Origin of the sequence: Mammaliicoccus sp. K-M42 (genome assembly GCF_022386375.1) — a bacterium.
In the GTDB taxonomy this organism is placed as follows: domain Bacteria; phylum Bacillota; class Bacilli; order Staphylococcales; family Staphylococcaceae; genus Mammaliicoccus; species Mammaliicoccus fleurettii.
The window spans coordinates 20,476-41,568 of the sequence record NZ_JAJNIS010000007.1 but is presented as its reverse complement, the minus strand read 5'-3'; the positions used below and the strand labels follow the sequence as shown (position 1 = coordinate 41,568).

The 21,093-nt window shown below is 31.6% G+C and carries 24 protein-coding genes and 1 riboswitch; of the genes, 6 read left to right on the top strand and 18 right to left on the bottom strand.

The window, feature by feature from the left end; translation table 11 throughout:
- Positions 1 to 33: 33 nt before the first annotated feature.
- A complete protein-coding gene (locus tag LQ668_RS05950) occupies positions 34 to 1,638 on the top strand; it encodes a BCCT family transporter (RefSeq protein ID WP_107509019.1) in 1,605 nt (534 codons plus the stop codon).
- 43 nt (positions 1,639 to 1,681) lie between these two features.
- On the opposite strand, the gene LQ668_RS05945 is transcribed toward LQ668_RS05950, so the two are convergent.
- Genes LQ668_RS05945 through LQ668_RS05930 form a run of 4 tightly spaced genes read right to left on the bottom strand, consistent with a single transcriptional unit; the run spans position 1,682 to position 4,320 of the window.
- The gene (locus LQ668_RS05945; protein WP_107509018.1) at positions 1,682 to 2,218 is read right to left on the bottom strand and encodes a YqaA family protein; all 537 of its coding nucleotides are present in this window, start codon (positions 2,216 to 2,218) and stop codon (positions 1,682 to 1,684) included.
- Positions 2,212 to 2,841: a lysophospholipid acyltransferase family protein gene (locus LQ668_RS05940; protein WP_078358038.1), complete on the bottom strand. Its 630-nt coding sequence runs from the start codon at positions 2,839 to 2,841 to the stop codon at positions 2,212 to 2,214. The genes LQ668_RS05945 and LQ668_RS05940 overlap by 7 nt, the downstream gene beginning before the upstream one ends.
- Positions 2,842 to 2,854: 13 nt before the next feature.
- Positions 2,855 to 3,793, bottom strand: a complete 939-nt coding sequence (locus tag LQ668_RS05935; protein ID WP_078358039.1) for a phosphatidate cytidylyltransferase — start codon at positions 3,791 to 3,793, stop codon at positions 2,855 to 2,857.
- Positions 3,793 to 4,320: a CDP-alcohol phosphatidyltransferase family protein gene (locus LQ668_RS05930; protein ID WP_239775934.1), complete on the bottom strand. Its 528-nt coding sequence runs from the start codon at positions 4,318 to 4,320 to the stop codon at positions 3,793 to 3,795. The genes LQ668_RS05935 and LQ668_RS05930 overlap by 1 nt, the downstream gene beginning before the upstream one ends.
- Positions 4,321 to 4,545: 225 nt before the next feature.
- Here LQ668_RS05930 and coaW point away from each other — a divergent pair, with 225 nt between their 5' ends.
- Genes coaW through LQ668_RS05915 form a run of 3 tightly spaced genes read left to right on the top strand, consistent with a single transcriptional unit; the run spans position 4,546 to position 6,775 of the window.
- The gene (gene coaW, locus LQ668_RS05925) at positions 4,546 to 5,343 is read left to right on the top strand and encodes a type II pantothenate kinase (RefSeq protein ID WP_107509017.1); all 798 of its coding nucleotides are present in this window, start codon (positions 4,546 to 4,548) and stop codon (positions 5,341 to 5,343) included.
- A gap of 19 nt (positions 5,344 to 5,362) precedes the next feature.
- Positions 5,363 to 5,992, top strand: a complete 630-nt coding sequence (locus LQ668_RS05920) for a pentapeptide repeat-containing protein (protein ID WP_107509016.1) — start codon at positions 5,363 to 5,365, stop codon at positions 5,990 to 5,992.
- A 9-nt stretch (positions 5,993 to 6,001) separates the two neighbouring features.
- Complete coding sequence (locus LQ668_RS05915) at positions 6,002 to 6,775, top strand: TrmB family transcriptional regulator (protein ID WP_239747795.1); 774 nt, start codon at positions 6,002 to 6,004, stop codon at positions 6,773 to 6,775.
- Between the two features lie 73 nt (positions 6,776 to 6,848).
- Here the strand turns inward: LQ668_RS05915 and LQ668_RS05910 are convergent, their stop codons facing one another.
- The 9 genes from LQ668_RS05910 to LQ668_RS05870 form a co-directional block, all read right to left on the bottom strand.
- Positions 6,849 to 7,382 carry a hypothetical protein gene (locus LQ668_RS05910; RefSeq protein ID WP_107509014.1) on the bottom strand — a complete coding sequence of 178 codons (534 nt, stop codon included), beginning with the start codon at positions 7,380 to 7,382 and terminating at the stop codon, positions 6,849 to 6,851.
- Complete coding sequence (locus LQ668_RS05905; RefSeq protein WP_239775933.1) at positions 7,379 to 7,999, bottom strand: ATP-binding cassette domain-containing protein; 621 nt, start codon at positions 7,997 to 7,999, stop codon at positions 7,379 to 7,381. Before LQ668_RS05905 ends, LQ668_RS05910 begins: the two co-directional genes overlap by 4 nt.
- Positions 7,996 to 8,694 carry a hypothetical protein gene (locus LQ668_RS05900; protein ID WP_115337220.1) on the bottom strand — a complete coding sequence of 233 codons (699 nt, stop codon included), beginning with the start codon at positions 8,692 to 8,694 and terminating at the stop codon, positions 7,996 to 7,998. Before LQ668_RS05900 ends, LQ668_RS05905 begins: the two co-directional genes overlap by 4 nt.
- Positions 8,695 to 8,896: 202 nt before the next feature.
- Positions 8,897 to 9,346 carry a hypothetical protein gene (locus LQ668_RS05895; RefSeq protein WP_239775932.1) on the bottom strand — a complete coding sequence of 150 codons (450 nt, stop codon included), beginning with the start codon at positions 9,344 to 9,346 and terminating at the stop codon, positions 8,897 to 8,899.
- Positions 9,333 to 10,103: a hypothetical protein gene (locus LQ668_RS05890; protein ID WP_115337930.1), complete on the bottom strand. Its 771-nt coding sequence runs from the start codon at positions 10,101 to 10,103 to the stop codon at positions 9,333 to 9,335. The genes LQ668_RS05895 and LQ668_RS05890 overlap by 14 nt, the downstream gene beginning before the upstream one ends.
- Positions 10,104 to 10,410: 307 nt before the next feature.
- Complete coding sequence (locus tag LQ668_RS05885) at positions 10,411 to 11,076, bottom strand: DUF2750 domain-containing protein (RefSeq protein WP_107509013.1); 666 nt, start codon at positions 11,074 to 11,076, stop codon at positions 10,411 to 10,413.
- Positions 11,077 to 11,173: 97 nt separating this feature from the next.
- Entirely contained in the window at positions 11,174 to 12,367 is a 1,194-nt protein-coding gene (ldmS, locus tag LQ668_RS05880; protein WP_107509012.1) for an L-aspartate--L-methionine ligase LdmS, read from the bottom strand.
- Positions 12,364 to 13,551, bottom strand: coding sequence for a M20 family metallopeptidase (locus tag LQ668_RS05875; RefSeq protein WP_078358050.1), 1,188 nt, complete (start codon positions 13,549 to 13,551; stop codon positions 12,364 to 12,366). Before LQ668_RS05875 ends, ldmS begins: the two co-directional genes overlap by 4 nt.
- Positions 13,552 to 13,610: 59 nt before the next feature.
- Positions 13,611 to 13,709: riboswitch (SAM riboswitch) on the bottom strand.
- Positions 13,710 to 13,752: 43 nt separating this feature from the next.
- Positions 13,753 to 14,295, bottom strand: a complete 543-nt coding sequence (locus LQ668_RS05870) for a GrpB family protein (protein ID WP_107509011.1) — start codon at positions 14,293 to 14,295, stop codon at positions 13,753 to 13,755.
- Between the two features lie 136 nt (positions 14,296 to 14,431).
- Here LQ668_RS05870 and LQ668_RS05865 point away from each other — a divergent pair, with 136 nt between their 5' ends.
- The gene (locus LQ668_RS05865; protein ID WP_078358052.1) at positions 14,432 to 14,899 is read left to right on the top strand and encodes an S-ribosylhomocysteine lyase; all 468 of its coding nucleotides are present in this window, start codon (positions 14,432 to 14,434) and stop codon (positions 14,897 to 14,899) included.
- 741 nt (positions 14,900 to 15,640) lie between these two features.
- Here the strand turns inward: LQ668_RS05865 and LQ668_RS05860 are convergent.
- The 5 genes from LQ668_RS05860 to LQ668_RS05840 all read right to left on the bottom strand — a co-directional run bounded on the left by LQ668_RS05860 (position 15,641) and on the right by LQ668_RS05840 (position 20,251).
- Positions 15,641 to 15,991, bottom strand: a complete 351-nt coding sequence (locus LQ668_RS05860) for a DoxX family protein (protein WP_078356891.1) — start codon at positions 15,989 to 15,991, stop codon at positions 15,641 to 15,643.
- Positions 15,991 to 17,175 carry a phosphopentomutase gene (deoB, locus tag LQ668_RS05855; RefSeq protein ID WP_107509010.1) on the bottom strand — a complete coding sequence of 395 codons (1,185 nt, stop codon included), beginning with the start codon at positions 17,173 to 17,175 and terminating at the stop codon, positions 15,991 to 15,993. Before deoB ends, LQ668_RS05860 begins: the two co-directional genes overlap by 1 nt.
- Positions 17,176 to 17,186: 11 nt before the next feature.
- Positions 17,187 to 18,488, bottom strand: a complete 1,302-nt coding sequence (locus LQ668_RS05850; RefSeq protein ID WP_107509009.1) for a pyrimidine-nucleoside phosphorylase — start codon at positions 18,486 to 18,488, stop codon at positions 17,187 to 17,189.
- A gap of 80 nt (positions 18,489 to 18,568) precedes the next feature.
- Positions 18,569 to 19,231: a deoxyribose-phosphate aldolase gene (deoC, locus tag LQ668_RS05845; protein WP_107509008.1), complete on the bottom strand. Its 663-nt coding sequence runs from the start codon at positions 19,229 to 19,231 to the stop codon at positions 18,569 to 18,571.
- An 84-nt stretch (positions 19,232 to 19,315) separates the two neighbouring features.
- Positions 19,316 to 20,251, bottom strand: coding sequence for a sugar-binding transcriptional regulator (locus LQ668_RS05840; RefSeq protein WP_078356895.1), 936 nt, complete (start codon positions 20,249 to 20,251; stop codon positions 19,316 to 19,318).
- 109 nt (positions 20,252 to 20,360) lie between these two features.
- Between LQ668_RS05840 and deoD the strand changes: the two genes are divergently transcribed.
- Entirely contained in the window at positions 20,361 to 21,071 is a 711-nt protein-coding gene (gene deoD, locus LQ668_RS05835; RefSeq protein ID WP_078356896.1) for a purine-nucleoside phosphorylase, read from the top strand.
- The last annotated feature ends 22 nt before the right edge of the window (positions 21,072 to 21,093 follow it).

The window sequence follows — 21,093 nt, the reverse complement described above, 5'->3', positions numbered from 1 at the left end:
TAAAGACTGCATTATTTATGAAGGGGGAAAATTATGAATCAGTCTGAAGAGCATCACGACAATAAGAATAATAAAACAACATTAGTTTTCTGGGTATCTATGTCTATTATAATATTGGTTACGCTAACTGCAGGCATATTTCCTAAAGGGTTTGGCAAATATGCCAATGTTTTATACACATTTATATCAAATAGTACGGGATGGTTATTCTTAATAATTGTTTTTGTATTAGACATTTTCTTAATTGGCTTAGCAATTACAAGGTTTGGACGTTTTAAACTCGGAAGAGATGACGAAGAACCAGAATTTTCATTTATTTCTTGGATTGGTATGCTATTTTCAGCTGGCTTAGGTGTCGGTATCGTTTTCTGGGGTGTGGCAGAACCAATGACACACTATCTAAAATCACCTTTGCCAAATGAAGTAGATGGTAGCACTTTAGAATCTGCACGATTAGCTATGGGATATACTTTCTTCCATTGGGGAATTTCACAATGGTCTATCTTTGCGATGGCTGGATTAATCGTAGCTTATTTCCAATTCAGAAAACGTAGAGATGGATTAATTTCCACAGCTATGGAACCCGTATTTGGTGAAGCTTACAAGAAACCTTACAGAAATATCATCGATGTACTTGCTATTGTAGCTACAGTAATGGGTATAGCGACATCAATTGGTCTCGGTATTTTACAAATCGGCGGCGGCCTTCATCATGTCTTTAATATTCCTAATAATAATTGGACTAAAATCATCATTACAGTAATTATGACTGTATTATTCCTTGGATCAGCTGCATCAGGATTAAATAAAGGGGTTAAATGGCTAAGTAACGCAAATATCTTTATTTGTTTTGCATTACTATTATTCATTTTAGTATTAGGTCCGACACAATTTATATTTGAAACATTCACTCTCGCGATTGGTGATTACATTTCTAATTTCGTACAATATAGTTTACGATTAAACCCTTATGAAGGTGACAACTCATGGCTTCAACAATGGACAGTATTCTATTGGGCTTGGGTTATTGCTTGGTCACCATTTATTGGTGGTTTCGTAGCACGTGTTTCACGTGGTAGAACAATTCGTGAATTTGTTATTGGTGTACTAATTATTCCACCACTTATTTCATTTGCTTGGATTGCTACATTTGGTGGAACAGCAATATACTTAGTAATCAATAAAGGTGCAAGTATTGCCGAAGACGTTAAAGGAGATTATACAGTAGCCTTATTCTCCTTATTATCACACTTCCCGTTTTACGAAGCGACTAGTGTATTAGCAATAATATTAATCTTCTTATTCTTAGTTACAAGTGCAGACTCAACTACATTCATTCTATCAAGTATGTCTGATAGAGGATCAGTCACACCACCTTTTAAATATAAAATCGTTTGGGGTACACTGATTGGAGCAATCTCAGTATCAATGACATTAGCCGGTGGATTAGAAAGTTTACAAACCGCCTCCATAGTTGCTGGGTTACCATTTGCATTTATACTATTTCTCATGATGTTCTCAATTATGAAAGCATTAAGAAGAGAACCATCCGAACACTTTAAAATGACTTATATCAAAGATGACACAGATTTCTCTAAATCCTTAGAAGAACGTGAAGAAGAAGAAAATAAGAAATAGAACACAAAAAGCACTTCCCACCGTGGGAAGTGCTTTTTATTTTTTAAATTGAATGAATTGAAAAATAAATAATATATACAATGATCCACACGATTAACCACATTGAAACTTTCAAATATTGATTTAAATTTTTAAAAATAATATGACTTAAAAAATAAGCAATGTAACTCGTTAAAATAAATCTCAATAATCTCGCAAAGAAACTAATGACCACGAAAGTAAAAAACGAAATCCCTTGTTGATAACTTAACATTGCATAAAGTTTATAAGGAACACCAAATAAGGGTGCTTCTATCAATCCTAGAACGCCTTTGTCTTCTAAAGAAGTCATAACATGTTCGAACATATACTCATGAATTCCTGGTATTTTAAGCATTACTGATTCCAAAAATGTTAAATGTTGAATAGAAATGATATAGACGATTACACCACCTACTACTGCTCCAGTAATCGCAATTATGTTTGCTAGTAATATTTTGAATTTACTTTTTTGTTTCATTGCATAATATGTTAATGCAACATCTGGTATGATAAAAAATATGATCGCTTCTAAAAACGCCCATGCAAAGATGATTACCATTCTTTAAAATCACCTTCATTTCTCAAATCATTCATACGACTATTCAGTTCATCCATAAATTCTTTTCTATTTTTATTAAAAAGAAATGACTGACCTACAAAAATATCTACGAAGAATGGTACAAATAATTTTGATCCTTTAGGTAATGATTTTCCTAAACCATGTAAAAATAATGGCTGAATGGGTATATCAGGTCTTTCTCTCATTAAGTAATAAATACCAGACTTATACTTTGAAAGTTTTTCTGGTTCTCCTCTACTACCTTCAGGATATAAAATAATAATACTTCCTTCATCCAGTGCTGTAACAATTGGTTCAAATAGCCCTTTTATATCCCGAGTCATTTTTCTTTCTATTGGAATAATCTGCATAATATTAATTGAAAACCATTTTAAAAGTTTATTCTTAAAAAAATAATCACCCGCTGCAACAGGTCGAGCTTTTTTAAATCCTTTTCCTTGGAATAACGACAGCAATACAAGTGTATCTAAATGTGAATTATGATTAGCGATAATCACTATTGGTCCTTCTTTAGGTAACCATTCTCTTCTGCGTATATTTAAACCTAAAACGATTAGGATGATTGGTTTAATTATCATTGTAAATATAATGAGTCTTAACATATTAGTTCACTCCTTAAAAGTAGAAGAACCTTACAAAGTGGAAGAATAATGGCGCTGTGTAAGTCAGGGAATCAACTCTATCTAAAATACCACCATGACCTGGAATAGCTTGTGAAGTATCTTTAATATTTAAATCTCTTTTCAATGCTGATATATTCACGTCTCCAATAAATCCCATAATACTAATGTAAATTCCCGCTATAATCATTCCTAAAAGCGTAAATGGTGTTAAAAATGGTGCAATACATAATGATAAAATGGTAGTTGCTAAAATGCCGCCAACAAAACCTTCCCAAGTTTTATTCGGACTCACTTTAGGTACAATTTTGTGTTTACCAAATGCTTTACCAAATAAAAATTGGAACACATCATTAGCTTGTGTTAATATCACTAGAAATAGTACAAGACTCGCGCCAGGAACAGTACTTTTTTCACCTGGTAAGACAATTAAATAAGCTAGATGACTTAGGCTAAATACCATAAGCATTAATCCCCACTGAACGGATCCCATCGATTGTAGAAAACCTTTTGTCTCACCGATAAATATGGCTTGTATAGGGATAAATAAGAACATATATACTGGTATAAAAATAATGAACATGCCGTAAAAACCGAAATAAATAAATGTAAACTGAATTGGTATGGATAAATATGCCCAGAACAAGACAGCTCTATGACTACGATTAGTTGGAATAAGTGAAAAATATTCTTTCAAAGCTAGGAAACACAATAAAGCTAGAAATATCAAAGAAACTGTAGAATGAATGACAAGTGCTATCGTAAAGATGATGCACATGCCCCACCATGATTTAATACGCAATTTAATTTCAGTAAAATCTTTATCGGGATAACGTTTCGTTAAATAAGCACAAATCAAACTAGATAAGACTAATACAATAAATACGCCAATCATAACGACAATCATTTCGTTTGATATCTTCCCTAAATTCATTATTTTGCCTCCTCTAACCCCTTATTTATTCTATTGTAAATATTTACAATCATAAGTATTGAACAAATATAAAATACAAAATGTAAATACGGTATAACATTCAATTGAACAAATATTAAGAAGCTAATTAAACCGACTATAAATGCTCTATCACTTTTCCCCATCGGTCCATCATACCTTCTTGAACTACCTATTACTTGAACGGTTACACCAGCCATTTCACTTATAATAGATAAAGCAATAAATAAAATAATCCCTACACCAAAATCATGAGCTATAAATAAGAATGGAATAAATAAACAAACATCACTTATTACATCCCCTAGTTCATTCAATAATAACCCTAACTTAGATTTCATATTATATTTTTTTGCCATAACACCATCAATTGCATTTAATGACATCCTTACAAACATAACGATTGGCATTAAGATATACATCCATTTATTATCATGGAACACACTTAATACAGCTCCAGTAACAATTGATAATAACAACGCCAAGATTGTAACTTGATTTGGTGTCATACCGATGTTCCTCATCCATTTTACTATTGGCATTAGTAATTTTTGAAATTTTGGTTTTATTTCGTATATGCTAATCAATAAAGAACACCCCATTATCTTTTGTTTCCATCTTATCATGTAACGATACATTTTCTACTATTTATTTTTTGTTTCGTTAATTTATCAATTACATTAATTTATAGTATAATAGCAATAATTTATTTCTTAATTTGAAGAGGTGTTTTTGTGAAGATTGGAATTGATGCGGGAGGTACACTTATTAAAGTTGTCACTGAAACGAACAATAAAAGAACATTTAAAAAATGGTTAACAACTCAAATAGACCAAGTAGCCGAATGGTTAAATCATATTGATAAGGCTGATATTTCTATCACTGGAGGAAAGGCTCAATATTTAGATTCGATAATTAAGCATAATGTAAAGCGTAGCATTGAATTTGAAGCTACTTATACAGGTATCCAAATTTTATTAAAAGAACATGATATTCATTTAGATACATATATATTTTCAAACGTAGGAACAGGAACTTCTATCCATTACGCAACAGCACAAAATCAAGAGCGTGCTGGCGGTACAGGAGCTGGTGGAGGCATGATACAAGGTTTAGGCTATTTACTTACCCAAATCAGTGATTATGAAGAATTAGTCCAAACTGCAATAAACGGCGATAGAGATAAAATAGATTTGAAAGTTAAACATATCTATAAAGGCGACAAAACACCTATTTCTGGAGATTTAACAGCAGCCAACTTCGGCCATGTATTACAAAACATCCATGATGATTTCCCAAATGCAGATCGATTAGCTGCCCTTATGGGAATTGTGGGTGAAACTGTTACAACAGTCTCGATTCATGCTGCAAAACAATTTAAAACTGAAAATGTTGTCTATATCGGGTCATCATTTGTAAACAATGACTTACTTCGAAATATAGTCGTAGATTATACAATTTTACGTGGTTTAAATCCTTACTTCATTGAAAACGGAGAATTCTCTGGAGCATTAGGTTCTATATATTGCTAAATAATAAGGAGGATCCCTCATGAAAATGATCGAACCAAAGTTAAAGAAAGAATTTGAGTTTACAGAAGATCAAGAATATACATTATTACAATCTTCTTACGATTTATACTTTAATAAAACAACAATTCATTTTGATGACGAAACAAGTCAAATAGATACGATTTATTTCAATCAATGTACATTTGAATCAGTTGATTTCACAAAAATTCATGCACTAGATATTGTATTTAAAGGATGCGATTTATCAAATTGTGTCTTTAATGATGCGTCTATAAATAGAGTTCAATTTTTAGACTGTCGTATGATTGGTGCCACCTTTTCAGACCTTAAACTGAAGCATGTACAATTTTCAAACTGCCAATTGAAAATGAGTCAATTTTTAAACTGTAACTTGAACCATGTATTATTCAATGATAATCAAATGGCAGAAACGTATATTTCGTTTTGTAAGCAAAAATCAATAGAAATCGTGCGATGTTCCCTTGATTCGCTAGAAGTTGTAGAAACATCATTAAACAACGTTGATTTATCTACGAATGAAATAGAACAGCTTATTATACAGCCAACTGATTTAAAAGGCGCAACGGTTTCTGAATTTCAGGCATATGATCTACTTCCGTTATTCGGAGTTAGTGTAACATCAAACTAGAAGGTGATTATGATGAATCAAATGATAACGATATTAAAGCGTTTTGGATTAAGTGAATATGGTTCTAAATCTTACATTTCATTAGTACAAAACCCTGGAATAACAGCTTATAAATTAAGCGAAATATCCAATGTTCCAAGATCAAAAATTTATGAAGCGCTTAATAAACTCGAAGAACAAGGATTAGCATACTTTAACTTAAAAGATCAAAAAAAATATTACTATGCATTATCGCCCGAACAAACAATTCAATTTTTTGAAAGAAAACAAAACGAAGAGCTCATTCAGCTTGAAACAGAAATCAATAAATTAAATACAGTAACAGAAAATGCACAAATCCAAATAGAAGTACTTACGAATAAATCAACGATATTTGACAATGTTGAATATGCTATCCAAAAAGCTGAAAAACAAATGACCGTTTCAATATGGCCAGACATATATGAAATCATAACTAAAAATATCAATGAAAATATACATGTACAAGGCATTACCTTCCAAGTCGATCAACCAAAGTACGATTTAATCAATCATCGATATACAAATTACGTAAAAAGTTCATTAACACTAAAACCATTCGTCGTAATTGTAGATAATGAATATATGATATATGGCCAAACCGATGAAACAGATATGCGTGCATATATAAGTCGGGACCGCACCCAGATAAAAATGATGAAAGACTATATTTGGCATGACGTATTAGTAAATAAATATATAAGTAAATTTGAAGAAGATATAGAAGACGAAATAACCCTTAAGAGAAAAGCCTTTTTCTCTTAAGGGTTATTTTATGGGATAAATAATTTTACTACGTTGGGATGTAGTAACTACTTTAGTAGTCACTAATAATGTATCAAACTATTTTACCACCGTCAACTTTTATAGGTAAATATAATTTTTTTAATTTATGGCCATTGCGATCAAGGTAAGAAAGTTCTAAATCATTGTCTCCATCAGGATCTAATGCCATATACCTAAATGTTACGCGTCCTTCATAAACATTATGCTTATCAAAATAAGATCGATCCGGCATAAGTCTTTTGCCATTTTTCAATTTAAATTCATCGGATTGTTGCAATATTTCATTATTAACACGTAAAAATAAGTTTGCATCAATATTATTATAATATTGATCTGGATAGTCTTTCTTTTTAACTATTTTGATATCTGCACTTACCAATATTTCTTTTTCTTTAATCTTATAACTTAAATTACTAAATTGCATCGTTCCGACAGATATATCATGCGATTGATTGAGTTTAATTTTCTCTTCCTTAAGTTCATAATCTTGAAATTCTACGTTTACTTTATGATACTGAATGCATCCTAGTGTAACGAGAACTACAAATACGATAATAACAGATAATAGGATTACTTTATTCTTCATTCTAATGCACCAGCTTCTATATGAACCGCCTCATCAACAACTCTTTCTATTTCTTCAAATTGATGTGAAGCTATCAATATTGTACATCCTTGCTGTTTTAATATTTCAAGGATTTCAACAAGTTTCTCAATACTCTTTTTATCCAATGCATTGGTAGGTTCATCTAAAACAATTAACTCTGGGTCTCCCATTAACGTTTGAGCGATACCCACTTTCTGTTTCATACCTAATGAATATTTCCTTACTTTCCTTTTATCTTTATAATCAAGTCCAAGTTCTACTAAATATTTAGTCATTACATTGATATCTGTTATGCCTTTTAATGCAGCTACTAATTTAAGATTTTTTAAAGCTGTAAATTCAGGTATGATGCTAGGTTTCTCAATAAACACGCCAACTTCAAGTGGATATTTTGCTCCAAATTTAAGTGGTTCATTATTAATAATGACTTGTCCATCAACTTTAATTAATCCTAAAATTGCTCTTAAAAGCATCGTCTTTCCAGACCCATTACGTCCTTTAAATCCATAGACTTTTCCACATTCAATTTCTAAATTTATATTATTCAACAATTGATTGCCTTGGTGTTCTTTTGAAACGTTTACTAATTTAATCATTCTTCATCATCACCTCTTTGAAATTTCATGTGATGATCACGTCCTAATTCAATAAACAACAACATATTCACCACAACAATAGATAGCACACAATACAATAAATTCGTGTAAGATACACCTTGTATTCTTGAAAACAATGATTCATTTAATATATTAATATCCAAATCAAACCTTGTTGTGGCAATTACCCACAATAACGATATCATAAAGCTTATATAAAATTTATAAGCTATGTAAGTCCAAATAAATACAATCATTAAGAAATAAATACTCACTATTAAATACGATAAATGTATAGCGTTAATCCTAAATTCGCCATCAATAAGAGAAATGATCAACCATATACTTGTAATATAAATTACACTTAAAATAAACGGTATTATTAGAAGAATCATCCATTTTCCAGTAACATTTAATAGCATTTGCCACTCTACAATGTAATATTGATAAATAACATGTATAAATCGATAAATGAACATCATGCCAAGTAACATAATCAATATATATAAACCAGGTATTCTATATAAATGCATACTCAATTCATTGTCATTATTACCTCGAAAGATAAACTCCCATAAACTAACTCTTATATATGGTCTAAATAACATTAATACCAAAAGAAAAATTCCATTTATAATTATGAATATTTTCCATAAACTTTGAATGATGCCACCTGTAAATTTTAAAATATTCATGTCCTTATTTCCTTTTTACTAATAATCCACTCTACAACTAAATATAGAAATATTATGAGGAGCAATTGGTACATAGTCCATGACCAAGAAAGTGAAAATAATCTCTTTGAATCAATAATCAAATAGTTCCACTTTCCACCTTGCATTAATACAAAATCTATAAATACCATTAAATTTACAAACACTAATGAAATAGCACGATTCAAAAACTTATATACAGAGTAAGAGCTATTAATGATATCGTAAAATTACCTGCTATCAACATACAAGCTGTTACAAGAAATATCATATTGAATCGAACTTGAAAATTCAGCGCTATCATACTAGCAAACAACATTTCAATACTAACAAGTAATGAGATGACAACTGCATATAATAGGACCTCTATCTTTAAACACTTTCTAAATTCAATAAATACTTTATGAACAAACTCATCACGATAAAATACAATCGTCATAGTTGTTAAAATAGGTAATACAACATAAGTAAGCGTAAATTTGCTTAATAATAAATTTGTGAATTGAAAGTCATCAGAAGAAAAGTAACCAACACTTCCCTCCTGATATAAAATCATTAAAACAAAGAACGCAATATTCCACATTAGAAATTTTGTATTTATTAAGGAAGTTAATCTGTATTTAATTAAGTTCATTTTTGTACATACCTCTTACATAGAAATATATTGAAAAGCCGATGAATAGTCCCAAAGTTAACAGAATCGGCAAAACTTCAAAATACATAAATTCTGTTCTTCCCATTAAGAAATATATTGGTGGTACGATAAAAGGTTCATAAGTCAAATTTGATAATATAATTAATAAAATTTGAAAGATAAATGGACCAATCATAGCTAAAATTCTTTTATTCGTATATAGAGAAAGTGTTATCGCAAACACATTCATAATAGCACCCCAAATACCCGTCAATGAAATATACAACAATATATATAGTAACGGCATTGTATAATATAAATGAACACTTAAAGTGTTCCAGCTAAATATACCAATTGGGTTAATAGTCATTCTTTCTGGCAAAATATCAGGTAGTATTAAAAATTCACCAACAAAATTTATTAATAGTGGAATTATTACTAGTAGTAAAGCAACAATACTTGAGTATAAAATCACTTGTATGTCTACGGACTTATTCTCATGATACATATAGGCATGATGTAATAAATGTTGTTTACGATCTTGTATAAAAATATCACTCACACCAATAGATACAGCTAAAGGCATCATTAATAGAAATACGGTTTGAAAGCCACTATACCCATCAAATAATAAAGATTGAGTATATGGTGTATTTTCTAACAATTTATTAATACCATAAGTTTGATAAGCGTCAAATAAATGTAATACTGCAATAATTATTAAAATGGTAAAAACTATATATAATTGCAACCTCATTATACGTAGTTTCATATAATTTAAAATTGTTACCACCTACTTTTAAAGCTATAATATGGAGCAAATTGTTGAATAGATAATAATAGCAAGCATACTACTATAAAAATCCCCTTTTTCAACTCCACCACTTCCTGTTCCATTATTTTACATTTCGAAATGTTAGATATATTTTATATTAATGTAAACGCTTTTACAACGACGTTTAAATATATTTATTTTAAATTTTTACAACTTATTCAAGACATAAAAAAAGACTTTTGCTATTTAGCAAAAGTCTTTTTAAATTACTATTTACTTGTTTATTTTTCTAACAAGGCATTGCTTTTAATACTGCTTTTGGATCTGTAATTGTACCGATCATACCTGATTTTAAGTTAATACCTAAAGCAATGTTTTCTTGTTTTAAGTCTTCTAACCATTCTTCAAAGACACCTGTTTCTACTTCTATAACATCGTATTCTTCAAAATCATCACGACGTACTTTTTCAGCAAGTTTACGTGTGCTCCAAACTGTCATCATATTTGGTAAACTAGCATCTTCTTCTTCTGAAACGATGATAAATTGTTTTTGTCCTTTAACTGTTAACCCGTATACATAAGTCTCATTACAAATATCTTCTGCAAATTCTTCAATTCGGATATCATCTAGTTCACTCATAATTTCTTCAATAAATGATATTGCTTCTAACTCTATTCCCTTGTTACTTTCGTACTTATCTATGATGAACTTGTCCCCTTCATCAAGAATGTCATCCATTTCATATGTTACAAATCTATCTAAATCTAAGTCCATTATTTTATCATATAGAGTAATATTATTCTCTTCTAAATATGATTCAGCAAATTCTTTTTTCGACCAGATTAAACGAATATCTGATGCTTCATCTCTTAGAATTTTGCGATCGATTAAAACAACGTAAAATTTTTCCTTAGCTAATATTTGTTTGAACATAGACATATCCTGGATAGCCATTGTCATACCACCCTTTTCATTATATTTAATCCCAATAAAATATAGTATAGTTAAAAGGTATAAGTCAATAAAAATTACATTAAATGAAGAAAATTTTTTATTTGTTGGTGCTACTCAATTCTTCAAGAAATGATTGTTCTTGTTCTAAAGCTTTAGATTCAGTTTCTGCATGCCATATTCCTGCAAATCTCGATTTCACTGCATCTTTACCAAAATAGTCTCCATCATAGTAAGAAAGTGGATATAAGTATCCAGCTACAATGTATTTTTTGATAGTTTGTATGAAATGCGTGTTATCGCCTTTTGAGTGATAACTCAAAAACTTTTGATAAGCGTCATTCATTCGGTCTTTAAGTAATAGCATACTTGTCGATCCATTTTGTCTAAAGTTTAAATCAATCGCAAATACTTGCCCATCTTTATCGATTAATAAATCAAAACCTGATACACCTTTATACCCATATTCTACACCTTTTTTCATTATTTCATACCCTGCATCAATTACCTTTTGAGGTACTTCTGTAGAATTAGTATTACCATTGTAAAATCCATATTCATCTGTAAGTTGTTTCACAGCGCCAATATATTGTATACCCGTTTTTTCACTATATACATATTGTACACAATAATTATCAACTTCTTCAATAAATTGCTCAATGATAATGCTTTTCGTATCACTAGCTTCTTTAATACGTGCTATTGCCTTATTTAAATCATCTTCATTGTAACATATCATCACACCGTATCCACCAGCAGTAGGCAACTCATCTCCTGGCTTAATCACAAGTGGCAGTTTCCAATGTTTTATTTTTTCGTCAAATTCATTACGCTCTACTATTTCACGCTTTGGTAAATATTTTCCACTTGTCCATTGCGCTATTTTAGCTTTGTTATTTAAATCGATAAATCTTGGTTTATACACTGCATAATCTTCACCTTTACATAACTGTTCACCATGTATGTATTGGAAGAAGATTTTCTTATTATCATGAGTTATTTGGTTAATTAAATGTTCGTAACTTTTTCTATCATTGAATGTATATAAATTTTTCGAAATTTCAACATTAACTAATTTTAGTAAATCTTGAACATTGTTGGTTAAACAAGCTTCATGTACAATCATAGGCATCTTACTAATAATCATTTCTCTTGCTGTTAAAAAATTAGATTGATCTTCTTCAGCTTTTAACCAAGGATTATCCTCATATGATGGTCTTGAATTGTATACTATATAGTCTTCGTATAAATCTTGAAGTGTTAATGTTAGTGGTTTCCTGTACTCATTTTTCATAATAAGTTCTCCCTTAATGTTTGATGATGCTCGATAATTTCATTTCTAAGGGACACGTTCTCTATAAGTTCTAAACCCATTGAGGCTAATATTTTCGCACCACTTATCAATGCTTTATCACCTTTAGTACTTGCAGCTGCTTGGCAAAATTCTTTTGTATGACCGACTAAATTAGATGGTCCAATCTTTATATGTGGATGTATAGTCGGTACGATATGACTTACATTCCCCGTATCTGTTGAACCAAAACCAAAATCGTCATCAATAACTTCTTCACCAATTTCTTCGGCATGTCTTCTAAACAATTCATCTAGCGGATTGTTTATAACAAATTCATTCACACCATTTTGTATTGGTCGTAGTTCGTATGTTCCACCTGTTTGTATAGCTGCACCTTCAGCTATTTTACGCACTTTATCTGTGAGTTCATCTAAATGCTTACGAGATGTTGCGCGTGTATAGAAACGTGCATGTGTAAAGTCTGGAATAATATTCGCCGCTTCTCCACCATTTAAAATGACACCATGTACTTTGTCAGTTTTCTTAATTTGCTGTCTTAACATACTTACTCCATTAAAAAATGACAGCATAGCATCAAGCGCATTTACAGCTTCATAAGCATTTTCTGATGCGTGCGCGCTTTTACCGTAGAACTTAACATCAAATACATCAACAGCTAAAGAAGGAACCGTCACGTAGGTTTCATGTCCTGGATGTACCATTAAAGCAACATCTATATTGTCTATAATTCCCGCTTTTACATAACTTGCTTTAGCACTTCCATTAATGCCACCTTCTTCTGCAGGACAACCTAATACTACGACTTTTCCGCCAACTTGATCTACCACTTTTGACAAGCTGATACCTGCTAACACACTAGAAGTCCCAATAATGTTATGTCCACATGCATGTCCAAGCCCAGGTAATGCGTCATACTCAGCTAAATAAGCAATCGTCGGTCCTTCCTTTTTAGAATCGTATGTAGCAATGAAACCAGTTGGATGATTCGCAATATTCTTCTCTATTGTAAAGTGATGACTTTTCAATTGATCACTTAATAATCTAGATGCAAATATTTCTTCATTACCTAATTCAGGACGCTCATGAATTTGATGACTCATTGATAAATATAAGTGCTTATTCTGTTCTATATAGTTTATAATATTTTGTGATAAATTACTCATTAACCATTCACCTTTCCAATATAAAGGCGCACTACTTTATAAGGAGTGCGCCAATCGATCATTTATCTTCCAGTAAAAACTGTAGGAATTGGCACCTTTCCATAATGGGAGGTTGCTGGACTTCATCGGGCCCATCCCTCAGTCACTCTTGATAATTCGTATGAAATTTGACTTTAATTCTAACTTTATCACTCGGATATGTCAATGATTTTTAGCAATATCATTTGCTTCTACATACCACTTCTCCGCTTTTTTCTCGAACTCTTTAATCATACTATCTTTACCTTTATAGTATTGTTCACTATCTGCAGGATAATCGATAACTAAATCATGTTTTAATCGGCTATACCTTTCTCTTTCTCCATTAAAAGTTCTTAAGTAATCTCTAAAGGATAATAGTCTTAAAATATGCGGACTTCCTTCATCATATATATGTAAATGGTGCGAAACTGCTCCAAAATCATCATATTTTTTAAAGTATCTATTGCCTATGACTCCACGTTCACCTTTAGACTCATATCCTAAAGCTGATAATTCATGTGTAAAAGAATCGATTGTGTTGCTATCTTTCACTACGATTAATATATCTATAATCGGCTTTGCAGATAATCCAGGAATAGCAGTTGATCCAATATGTTCTATGCTTATACTATGTTCTTTCAATAACGACTGTAAGTACTTTTTCTCTTCAAGAAAAAGATGTTGCCATATACTGTCGTAAGGGACTACTTCTAACCTCTTCATTTCATCACCTAATTTCAGAATAATTTATTATATTATCTTATAAAGTAACATATAAAGAAAGTAAAAGAAATCTGAATTGATTGTTTTTTCAAAATTTACTTGATATAATTATGCCGAAATCAAAGGAGGAATCTTCATGACAAAAATGAATGTCGAAAGTTTTAATTTAGATCATACAAAAGTAGATGCACCTTTTGTTAGACTTGCTGGAATTAAAGAAGGACAAAAAGGTGACGTTATTCATAAATATGATATTCGTTTCAAACAACCAAACAAAGAACATATGGAAATGCCTGCATTGCACTCATTAGAACATTTAATGGCTGAAAATATTAGAAACCATACTGATAAAGTCGTTGATGTAAGTCCAATGGGTTGCCAAACAGGTTTTTATGCTTCATTTATTAACCATGATGATTATGATGATGTATTATCTATCCTAGAAGCGACTTTAAAAGATGTTGAAAAGGCAACAGAAGTACCAGCATGTAATGAAGTACAATGTGGTTGGGCAGCAAGTCATTCATTAGAAGGCGCTCAACAATTAGCAACTGAATTTTTAGCTGAAAGAGAAAGCTGGAAAAATATCTTTAAAGAAGATTAATATATAAATTATAGAGGCTGAGACAAATTAATTCTCAGCCTCCATTTTGTAATCAAGTCTAGTTTTACTGTACTTCTTATCAGCAATTTTGCCTAGAACTGCTTTTAACGTACCCCTTATCAGCAATTTTGCTTAGAATTGCTTTTAACACACCTCTTATCAGCAATTTTGCCTAGAACTGCTTTTAACGTACCCCTTATCAGCAATTTTGCCTAGAACTGCTTTTAACGTACCCCTTATCAGCAATTTTGTCTAGAACTGCTTTTAACGTACCTCTTATCAGCAATTTTGCTTAGAATTGCTTTTAACGTACCTCTTATCAGCAATTTTGCTTAGAATTGCTTTTAACGCACCTCTTATCAGCAATTTTGCCTAGATCTGCTTTTAACGTACCCCTTATCAGCAATTTTACTTAGAATTGCTTTTAACGTACCTCTTATCAGCAATTTTGCTTAGAACTGCTTTTACTGTTCATCTTATTAGTATAATCTCAGTAAGAATGCGTATGAAAATGAAAATTACAACCGATTTGGTAAGTGCTGACGCCTGAGGGAATAGTATGCGTGAGAGACTACAGGCTCGAGCCATACCCCTAAGCAAGCATGAACTTTACAAAATCGTAATATAAAAAAATAAGCATATCACTATAAAACTGAAGAATTCAGTTAAGTGATATGCTTATTTATTTTGAGTTAGGATATATGCCCAAGCTCCATTTTATAATAAAATCTACTTCTAATATTACATTTTTCTTACTAATTTAATTAATACATATTGTAAAGGTAATCTGCCCCACAATGCCCATTTTGGTAATGTCTTACCGTTTAAAGGAATATTTTTTTGTGCCATATAAACATTTGCTGGGAATACTGCTACTAAAAACCATTCGATTAGTTTTTTAGTAAGTTCACTTGGCTTTTTCAATATTAATTGTAACCCAAATACTATTTCTATTACGCCTGACACCCAAACAACCAATCTTTTTAATGGCAGGAAATGAGGTACAATTGCTTCAAAACCTTTTGATCTTACAAAGTGCATAACACCAGCAAAAGTAAATACTATCCCAAATAATCGTCTAAACAAGGACATTATTCAATACCCATCTCTTTTAAATAACTTTTGCCAAATTTAGGTAAAGTTACTTTAAAGTTATCAGCAATTGTTGCTCCGATTGAACTGAATGTTGTGTCTCCTGATAATTCACGATAATCATTTATACTTGGGCTAAACATTAATAATGGAACATATTCACGTGTATGATCTGTACCAGGTGCAGTTGGATCATTACCATGGTCTGCAGTGATGACTACTAAATCATCTTCATTTAATACAGATTGTAATTCTTCAAGTCGGTTATCAAAATCTTTAATTGCTTGAGCATAACCTTCTTTATTTCTTCTATGACCATATAATGCATCAAAATCAACTAAGTTTAAGAAACTGATTCCAGTGAAATCACTTTTAACTACTTCAATTAATTTATCCATGCCATCCATGTTATCTTTTGTTCTAATAGCTTTCGTAACACCTTCACCATCATATATATCATTGATTTTACCAATAGCTATAACATCATAATTAGCATCTTTTAAAGTGTTCATAACTGTTTCTCCAAATGGTTTCAATGCATAGTCATGTCTATTAGATGTTCTTGTGAAATTACCTGGCTCTCCTACATATGGTCGAGCTATAATTCTACCTATTAAATATTTAGGATCTTTTGTTAATTCTCTAACTTTTTCACAAATATCGTATAACTCTTCTAATGGAATAATATCTTCATGAGCTGCAATTTGTAATACTGGGTCTGCTGAAGTATAAACAATTAAGTCTCCTGTTTCCATTTGATGTTTACCATATTCATCAATAATTTCTGTACCTGATGCAGGTTTATTAGCAACAACTTTTCTACCTGTCATTGATTCAATTTCTTTTACTAATTCTTCCGGAAAACCTTCTGGATAAACTTTAAATGGTTTATCGATATTTAGCCCCATGATTTCCCAATGTCCTGTCATTGTGTCTTTACCAACAGAAGCTTCACTTAATTTAGTATAAAAAGCTTCTGGATGATCTACTTTATTAACAACTGGTAATTTAGCGATATTACCTAGTCCTAATTTTTCTAAGTTTGGTAAAGTTTCATTAAAACCTTCTAGTGTATGTTTTAATGTATGTGAACCTTCATCACCAAAGGCTTTAGCATCTGGTGCTTCACCTATTCCTACTGAATCCATTACAATTAAATGAATACGTTTAAAACGGTTTGTCATTTGACTCACTCCTAGTCTGTAATCACTTTATGGATTAAAGTTGGTTGAACTTGTTCATCAGAAATTGTGATGTTTTCTAAAATTTTAGACTCTACAGCTTTAACATCTTTATTATTTGCATAAATAGTTACTAATGATTCACCTTTTTCAACTTTATCTCCAACTTTTTTATTTAATACTAAACCGACTGCCAAGTCAATTATATCATCCTTTGTTGCTCTTCCTGCACCTAAAAGCATTGAAGCAACTCCAATTTCATCAGCTACAATATGAGATACATAACCCGCTTCTTTAGCTTCAACTTCAAATTTGTATTGAGCTTGTGGTAATTTAGATAAGTCATCAACAACTGAACCGTCTCCACCTTGGTTTTCAAGGAATACTTTAAACTTCTCTAAAGCTTTACCATTTTTAATTACTTCTAACAGCTTTTCTCTCGCTTCTTCTAAAGTTTCTGCTTTATTACCTAATACAACCATTTGTGAACCTAAAGTTAATACAAGTTCAGTTAAGTCTTCTGGACCTTCGCCTTTTAATGTTTCAATTGCTTCTTTCACTTCTAATCCATTACCAATTGCTCTTCCTAACGGTTGACTCATATCTGAAATAATTGCCATTGTATTTCTGCCTACGTTATTTCCGATTTTGACCATTGCATGCGCAAGTAATTCTGAATCTTCAATTGTCTTCATAAAAGCACCAGCACCAGTTTTAACATCTAGTACAATAGCATCTGCTCCAGCAGCAATTTTTTTACTCATTATTGATGAAGCGATTAGTGGAATAGAGTTAACTGTTCCAGTTACATCTCTTAATCCGTAAAGTTTTTTATCTGCTGGTGTTAAATTACCTGTTTGCCCGATAACTGCAACTTTATCTTTATTTACTAAATTGATAAACTCTTGTTCTGTTATTTCTACATGGAAACCTTCAACAGCTTCTAACTTATCGATTGTACCACCAGTGTGTCCTAAACCGCGTCCACTCATTTTAGCTACTGGTACATCAAGTGCTGCTACTAATGGTGCTAACACAAGTGTAGTCGTATCACCTACACCGCCTGTAGAATGCTTATCAACTTTGATGCCTTCAATTTCTGATAAATCAATTTGATCGCCTGATTCAACCATTTCCATCGTTAAATTAGCACGTTCATCATCTGTCATATCTTGAAAATAAATTGCCATTGATAAACTTGATGCTTGATAATCAGGTATTTCTCCCGAAGTATACCCTTTAATAAAAAACTTGATTTCTTCTTTAGATAATTCTTTCCCGTCACGTTTCTTTGCAATTATGTCTACCATTCTCATAGTTATTACCCTCCTGTTTATAAATGAATACGCTTACGTATGTTTCAAAATATAAAAGGTACTATATAGTACCCTTTATATTAATAGTCTGAATCTGATGTTTCACCTTTTAAAATTTTCACACCAGCTGAAGCACCTATACGTGTTGCACCATTATCAATCATAGTTTTCACATCTTCGTATGAACGGATACCACCTGAAGCTTTAACACCTAAATCTGGACCTACTGTTTCTCTCATCAATTTAATATCTTCTGCAGTTGCACCGCCAGTAGAGAAACCAGTTGATGTTTTTACAAAGTCAGCACCTGCTGCTACTGCTAATTCACAAGCTCTAACTTTTTCTGCGTCTGTTAATAAAGACGCTTCAATAATAACTTTAGTTGTTACACCATTAGCTGCTGAAACTACACTTTCAATATCTTTTTTAACATCTTCATCTCTGCCATCTTTCAATGCACCAATGTTAATAACCATATCTACTTCGTTAGCACCTTTTTTAATTGCATCTTCTGTTTCGAAAGCTTTCACTTCACTAGTAGTAGCACCAAGTGGGAATCCAATTACTGTACAAACGAGTACATCTGAACCTTCTAGCACTTCTTTGGCATGTGCAACATGAGTTGGATTAACACATACTGATTTGAAACCATGTTCCTTTGCTTCTTCTAATAAAGCATCAATTTGTTCCATAGTTGTATCTGGTTTTAAAGCTGTGTGATCGATATATTTAGCTAATGACATATTAAGTCCTCCTAATATTTTTATATTAATTTCATTATAAATGACATGTGAACATTTGTAAAACGATAAGAGAAAATTTGTTCATCAATCTATTAATGCTTGTGCAGTGTATTGATCAGTAATCAAAATATTGCTTAATTGACCTTCAAGTGCACCTCTAATTGATTCTATTTTATGCTCACCCCCAGCAACCAATACAGTATTTTCAATTTCTTTCAATGCATCAAGACCTATACCAATTGTTCTATTGTTAATTGCTTCATCAGCAACTTCACCTGTATTGTTATAAAACCTTGAACATATATCTCCTACTGCTGACTTCTTGAGTCTTGTTTTCTCTTCTTCATTTAAAAATCCAAGTTTAAATAATAGGGATGAATCTCTCACAGTTCCAACTGTGAAAATAGCTATGTCAACTTGTCTACCTTGTTCTAAAATTGATTTGATGTGTCTATCTTTTTCAACCATATCTTTCACTTCTTTGACATCAAATATTACAGGTAATGGTAAATCACGTGGAGTCGCATTATAAGCTTGTGCAAATCTTTCAAGTATTTGATGACTTCGCGTATCTACGTGTGAAAAGCTGATTCCCCCTTTCAACTGTATGATGCCTATATCTTTCAAATGACTTTGCTCTAAATATTGAGACACTTGATACATCGTTTTACCCCAACTAATGCCAATTTTATCTCCACTTTTCACAATTTGAGTTAAATATTCTGCAGTTCTTTTACCAATTGCACTTTGTATATTTAAATAATCATTGTATGATGCATGTTGAACGATACAATCCTTTAAATTATATTTCGACTTTATGAGTGAGGCTAAACTTTCAGCATCTTCATATGGGTCATCTATCTTAACCGTTACAAATCCATGATCTTTCGCATGATTTAATAATCTTGATACTGTAGGTCTTGAAATATCCATCTTTTTAGCTATTGCTTCTTGACTCATTCCTTCTTGATAATAGAGCTTTGCAATTTTGATACTATCTTTATTCTTTTGTAAATCCATCCCTATTCACCACTTTCTTTCACTCTTATCGTACAAAAATTCGCAAAAAATTGAAACAAATGTTATCTTTAAAATGAAAAAACTTTTATATTTGAAGGAGAAGATAGTTATGACTCAAGGGACACCACATATTCAACCAAATGGTGTGAAAATTGCAAAAACAGTACTAATGCCAGGGGATCCATTACGTGCTAAATTTATCGCTGAAAATTTCTTAGAAAATGTTGAACAATTTAATGATGTAAGAAACATGTTAGGTTACACAGGAACTTATAAAGGAAAAGAAGTATCTGTAATGGGTTCAGGTATGGGAATTGCTTCAATTGGTATTTATTCATACGAACTATATAATTTCTTTGATGTAGATACAATTATTAGAATTGGTTCATGTGGTGCGATGCAAGAAGATATCAACTTATATGATATTATTATTGCTCAAGGCGCTTCTACTAATTCACACTATGTTGATCAATTCAACATTCCTGGTTATTTCGCTCCAATTGCAGATTTCGGATTAGTTGCAAATGCTAAAAACAAAGCAGACGAAATCGGTGCAACAACTCATGTTGGAAATATTTTATCAAGTGACATTTTCTACAATGCTGATACAGAAGTAACGAGCAAATGGTCTAGATTAGGTATCCTAGGTGTAGAAATGGAATCTGCTGGATTATATGTAAACGCAGCAGCAGCAGGTAAAAAAGCTTTAGGTATCTTTACAGTAAGTGATCATTTACTAAGAGACGAAGCTACAACTGCAGAAGAAAGACAAAACTCTTTCACACAAATGATGGAAGTTGCTTTAGAAATAGCTGAATAATAAATAAAAGTGGCTGGACAAA